The organism is Variovorax sp. P1_H12_2 (assembly GCF_056405335.1).
The window spans coordinates 1-5029 of sequence record NZ_JBFUCI010000448.1 but is presented as its reverse complement, the minus strand read 5'-3'; the positions used below and the strand labels follow the sequence as shown (position 1 = coordinate 5029).

Here is a 5029-nt window from a genome sequence, read left to right as displayed (position 1 = left end):
CTGCTGTTCGGCCTGGCCATGCTGTGGCGCAGGCCCTTTGATGCGCTGTGGCAGCGCACCGGCGGGTCCTTGCAGCGTCTCGGCGCGGTGCGCAGCGGGCGGCCTCTGGGCGGCCGCCTCGGCGGCTTGGTGCTCGGCCTCAGTCTGGGTGCGGTGTGGACGCCCTGCGCCGGCCCCGTGCTCGGCGCGGCGCTGACCCTGCTGGCCACGGCGCCCGACCCGCGACGCGCGATGTTGCTGCTGTGCTGCTATGCGCTGGGCGCGGGCCTGCCGATGGTCGGCATCGCCTACGGCGGCCAGTGGGCCGGCAGGCGAATCCGCTGGGTCGCCTCGCATCTCGCGCCAGTGCAGCGGGTGTTCGGCGCGCTCGTCGTGGGGGTTGCCGTCGCGATGTTCTTCCAGGTCGACGTGCTGCTCACGGCGCGGCTGTCGGGCTTTCTGCCTTCACTCTCGCAAGGACTCTGACCATGACCACGATCTCCAGGCGACAGTTCTCCACGACCGCGCTGGGCGCTGCGATCGGCATCGCCACCGCGCCCTGGCCGGTACGGGCCGCGCCTTCGCAACTGCTGCGCGACGAGGGCGCCGCGCCCGAGTTCGCCGGCATCGAGAAGTGGCTCAACTCGGCACCCCTGAGCATCCAGGGACTGGCCGGCAAGGCGGTGCTGGTCGACTTCTGGACCTACTCGTGCATCAACTGCATCAACACCTTGCCGCACGTGGTGCGCTGGCACGAGATGTACAGGGACCAGGGGCTGGTCGTGGTGGGCGTGCACACGCCCGAGTTCGCGTTCGAGAAATCGGCCTCGAACGTGGAAGCCGCGTTGCAGCGCTTCAACATCCGCTATCCGGTGGCCCAGGACAACCGCTATCTGACCTGGAAGGCCTACGGCAACCAGTACTGGCCCGCGTTCTACCTGGTCGGCAGGTCGGGCCGCGTGATGCGGAAACACTTCGGCGAGGGCGAATACGCCGAGATGGAGGCCGCGATCCAGGCCGTGCTGGCGCAGAAGCCGCAAGCTTGAGCTTGCGGGCCGGCCGCCGATGCGGCGCATGCGTTCGTCAGGCTTCCAACCGTTCGCGTGGCTGCGTGCCGCGCTGTCTTCATGCCGTCGGCGCTCGGGTCGGCCACCCCGCCAGATGGCGTTCGGCGATGTCGGCCAGCGCCGTGATCCACGCCGGGCTGTCGTTGAGGCAGGCGATGTAGCGGAATTCCTTGCCGCCCGCATGCAGGAAGGCGTCGCGGCCCTCCATCGCGATTTCCTCGAGCGTCTCCAGGCAGTCGGCCGGAAAGCCCGGGCACATCACGTCGACGCGCGCGACRCCCGCCGCGCCGAGTTCGCGCAGCGTCGGCTCGGTATAGGGATCGAGCCATTTGGCGCGGCCGAAGCGCGACTGGAAGGTCACGCGGTAGTGCGACGGCGCGAGCGCGAGCCGCTCGGCCAGCAGGCGCGCGGTGGCCAGGCACTGCGCCTGGTAGGGGTCGCCGAGCCGGATGTTGCGCTCCGGGATGCCGTGGAAGCTCATCACCAGCTGGTCGCCGCGGCCGTTCTGCTGCCAGTGGCGCTGCACGCTCTGCGCCAGTGCGTCGATGTAGAGCGGGTCGTCGTGGTAGTCGTTGACGAAGCGGAACTCCGGCAGCCGGCGCACGCGCGCGCTCCAGGCATTGACCGCGTCGATCACGCTCGCGGTGGTGGTGGCCGAGTACTGGGGGTAGGCCTGCAGCAGMAGCACGCGCGTCACGCCCTCGGCCTTGAATTCATCGAGCCGGGCGGCGATCGAGGGCTTGCCGTAGCGCATGGCATCGCGCGTCTGCAACCGATGGCCGCGCTCGCCGAGCCAGCCGGCCAGCAGCAGGGCCTGCTTGCGGGTCCAGACTTTGAGCGGGGAGCCTTCGGGCGTCCAGATGCTGGCGTACTTGGCGGCTGACTTGGCCGGACGCGTGCGCAGGATGATGCCGTGCAGGATCAGCGCCCACAGCAGGCGCGGAATCTCGACCACGCGCGGATCGCCGAGGAAGTCGGCGAGATAGGGGCGTACCGCCTTCGCCGTCGGTTCGTCGGGCGAGCCGAGGTTGCACCAGAGCACCGCGGTGCGTTCCTCGGCGATGTCTGGGGCGGGCGGTTCGTCTCTGAAGGGCATGCGATATTCTCTGTCATGGCCCACGCGACCCCCGATTCCCTGACCCTCGACGTCAAGCGCGTCGCCGCGATTTCGCTCGATCTGGACGACACCCTGTGGCCGATCTGGCCGACCATCGAACGCGCCGAACGCGTGCTGCACGAATGGCTGCTGCGCGAAGCGCCGAAGACGGCCGACCTGCTGCTGACCCCCGGCATGCTGCGCGAGCTGCGGGAGGCCACGGCCAAGGAGCGTTCGGATCTCGCGCACGACCTGAGCGCGCTGCGCCGCGAGTCGATCCGCGGGGCGCTGCGGCGCGCCGGCGAGGACCCGGCGCTGGCCGAGCCGGCCTTCGACGTCTTCTTTGCCGAGCGACAGCGCGTGACGCTCTATGACGACGCGCTGCCGGCGCTCAAGTGGCTCAGCGAACGCTATCCGCTGGTGGCGGTCTCCAACGGCAATGCCGACATCCATCGCACCGGCGTCGGACGCTGGTTTCGTACCGCCTTCAATGCGCAGGCCTTCGGCAGCGGCAAACCGCATGCGCCGATCTTCCACGCCGCCGCGGCGTCGGTCGGGCTGCTGCCCAGGGACATGCTGCATGTCGGCGACGATGCCGCGCTCGATGTGGTGGGCGCGCTCGATGCGGGCATGCAGGCGGCCTGGCTGGTACGCGAGGAGCGGCCCTGGGAGCACGGTGCCCGGCCGCAGCTGATCGTGCCGAACCTGCACGCCCTGTGCGTGGCGCTGAACACCACGCGAAACTGATCCGGGCGTTCTCTACCGGGGCCCGCCGATCGCGCGTGCCACGCCTTCGTTCACCGTGGACTGGAGGTTGAAGTTCTTGACCATCCCGAGCCCATTGCTGCTGGCGTCGATCACGGTCTGGTTCACGATGTGCTGGTTGTTCAGGGTGTTCTGGATCACGGTGCCCGAGGTGCCGGCCTGCTGCGGCTCGAAGAGGTTGCCCGGGCCGTTCTGGACCAGGTTCAGGGCGGCCATCTGCTTGCCGAGCTGTGCGGCCTGCGCGGCGTTCAGCGTGTTCAGCTGCCCGAAGTTCAACGTCGTCTGCGTCACCAGGCTGCCATTGATGTAGACCGCGCGCGAAATGCCGAAGGTCACCAGCAGGCCGTTGCCGGGATCGAAGCCGCCGCGCAGATTGTCCAGCCTGCTGTCGCCGACCGCCATCCAGGTCTCGGCGTGCCGCTCGATGGGATCGAGCGGTCCGGCCCAGGCGGATGCGCTCAAGGCGCCCGCGAGCACCGACAGGATCAGGGCCGATCGAAGCACCGGGGCGCGGCGGGGGCGCATCAGAAGTCTCCCGGGCCGAACTTGGGCATCGTGATGTCGGTCATGCCGTCGCGTGCAATGCCGGTGCTCACCGGTGCCCTCGGCGCCGCGCGCCAGTCCGCCGCGAGGTTGAAGCGGGCCGATTCCATGCGGTTGTGGATCACGAACAGCAGGCCGTTCTGCCACATCTGCTCGAAGGTCTTGCGCGGCATCGCGCGCGTCCCCAGGGCGGGGTCGCCCAACAGCACCCGGTCCTGCTGCACGCCCTTGATGACGACGAAGTGGTGATAGCCGTCGGTGTTGATCAGCACGATGGCCGGAATGCGGGCCTCGTTGAGCTTGTCCAGCGGCTGCTCGAAGCCATCGGCCTCGAAGCCCTGCGCCGCCAGGAAGCGTTTCATGTCGAGCAGCGAGAAGCCTTCGGTGTGGATCTTCTTCTGGTCGCCATGCTCGTACATCTGCTGGAACACCGTCTCCTCGGTCACCGGAAAACCGTAGTGGTGGGTGAGCAGCGTGGCCAGGGCCGCCGAACCGCAGCTGAAGTCGTACTTCTGAATCAGCGTGCGTCCCGTGCGCGCCTGCTTCAGGCTGGTCAATGGAAGCACGACGTCGCCCATGGCGATCGACGGCATGTAGGCGCCGTCGGCGGCGGCCAGGTCGGCCGTCGCCAACAACGCGATGCAGAGCAACAGGCGGCGCATGGTGGCTGCCCCTCAGTTCATCTGCAGATTGAGGATTGTCGCGTTCTGTATCAGCACATTCGCGCCGGAGTTCTGGATCACGGTCGGCAGCCCGCTCATGTTGGAGAACGAACCGGCACTGATGGTGTTGTCGCCCGTCGTGACGTTGCGCGCCGAGTTGCCAGCGGTGACGCCGTGCAGGGTCATGTCGTTGTTCACGACTTCGGCGCCGCCGCGGGTGTTGGCCAGCGTGTCCGCGTCGGCCGGCTGGGCGACGAAGGCCACGCCTCGGGCGACGGTGCCGGGTGCGTCGCGCGTCGACTGCGAAGTCTGCGCCGCCCCCGTCGCCGGCAGCAGGATCCCGAGGGCCATGCAAATGGGCCCGAAGCGGGTGATGAATGTCATGGCGTCTCCCTTTGGCCAGCGGTGATAGCGAGCCGATCGCCGCCATACGCCCGGTGACCCGGGCCGCACGGTGACGATCGGTCTCATGCTTCGATCAGCGTCCCACGGACAGGTTGGCCTGCACGTTCACGCTTTGCTGAACCATCGAGGCGATGCCGCTGTTCTGGTTCGCGACCATGATCCCCGCCGCCGTCTGGCCGACGCTGGTCMTGGTGTTGGACATGTTGAACGTGCCGGCGTTGACCGTTGCCGTGCCGCCTGCGCCGCCCGTGCCACCGTTGCCGGTGCCGCCGGTTCCGCCGTTGCCGGTATTGGTTCCGCCGTTGCCCGCACCGCCTGAGCCGCCCGTGCCGCTACCGCCCGCGCCGCCGGCGCCTGCGGAGTTGCTGCCGTTGCTGGCGCTGCCGTTGGTGGCGCTGCCGACAGTGCTCGAGCCACCGGCACCGCCCGTGCCCGCGCCGCCGGTCTGGGTGCCGGTCGCGGTGCTGGTGGCCGCACCACCGCCGCCGCCCGCACCGCCCGCTCCACCGGCA

General features: G+C 69.0%; 7 protein-coding genes and 1 pseudogene. 3 read left to right on the top strand and 5 right to left on the bottom strand.

The window, feature by feature from the left end; genetic code table 11:
• Positions 1 to 465, top strand: a 465-nt coding sequence (locus AC1D2K_RS29700) for a cytochrome c biogenesis protein CcdA (protein WP_478093398.1), incomplete at its 5' end; no start/stop codon positions are given.
• A gap of 2 nt (positions 466 to 467) precedes the next feature.
• The gene (locus tag AC1D2K_RS29695) at positions 468 to 1025 is read left to right on the top strand and encodes a thioredoxin family protein (protein WP_478093396.1); all 558 of its coding nucleotides are present in this window, start codon (positions 468 to 470) and stop codon (positions 1023 to 1025) included.
• A 79-nt stretch (positions 1026 to 1104) separates the two neighbouring features.
• On the opposite strand, the gene hemH is transcribed toward AC1D2K_RS29695, so the two are convergent.
• Positions 1105 to 2142 carry a ferrochelatase gene (hemH, locus tag AC1D2K_RS29690; RefSeq protein WP_478093395.1) on the bottom strand — a complete coding sequence of 346 codons (1038 nt, stop codon included), beginning with the start codon at positions 2140 to 2142 and terminating at the stop codon, positions 1105 to 1107.
• Between the two features lie 15 nt (positions 2143 to 2157).
• On the opposite strand from hemH, the gene AC1D2K_RS29685 reads away from it, so the two are divergent.
• Positions 2158 to 2889: an HAD family hydrolase gene (locus tag AC1D2K_RS29685; RefSeq protein WP_478093394.1), complete on the top strand. Its 732-nt coding sequence runs from the start codon at positions 2158 to 2160 to the stop codon at positions 2887 to 2889.
• Positions 2890 to 2901: 12 nt separating this feature from the next.
• Here AC1D2K_RS29685 and AC1D2K_RS29680 read toward each other — a convergent pair whose 3' ends face one another.
• From AC1D2K_RS29680 to AC1D2K_RS29665, 4 genes and pseudogenes are all read right to left on the bottom strand, one after another.
• Positions 2902 to 3432 (bottom strand): hypothetical protein, encoded by a 531-nt coding sequence (locus tag AC1D2K_RS29680; protein ID WP_478093392.1) that lies wholly within the window; start codon positions 3430 to 3432, stop codon positions 2902 to 2904.
• Positions 3432 to 4112, bottom strand: a complete 681-nt coding sequence (locus tag AC1D2K_RS29675; RefSeq protein ID WP_478093390.1) for a C39 family peptidase — start codon at positions 4110 to 4112, stop codon at positions 3432 to 3434. Before AC1D2K_RS29675 ends, AC1D2K_RS29680 begins: the two co-directional genes overlap by 1 nt.
• Positions 4113 to 4124: 12 nt before the next feature.
• Complete coding sequence (locus AC1D2K_RS29670) at positions 4125 to 4496, bottom strand: hypothetical protein (protein ID WP_478093389.1); 372 nt, start codon at positions 4494 to 4496, stop codon at positions 4125 to 4127.
• A gap of 94 nt (positions 4497 to 4590) precedes the next feature.
• Positions 4591 to 5029, bottom strand: a pseudogene (locus AC1D2K_RS29665) (hypothetical protein); the annotation flags it as partial.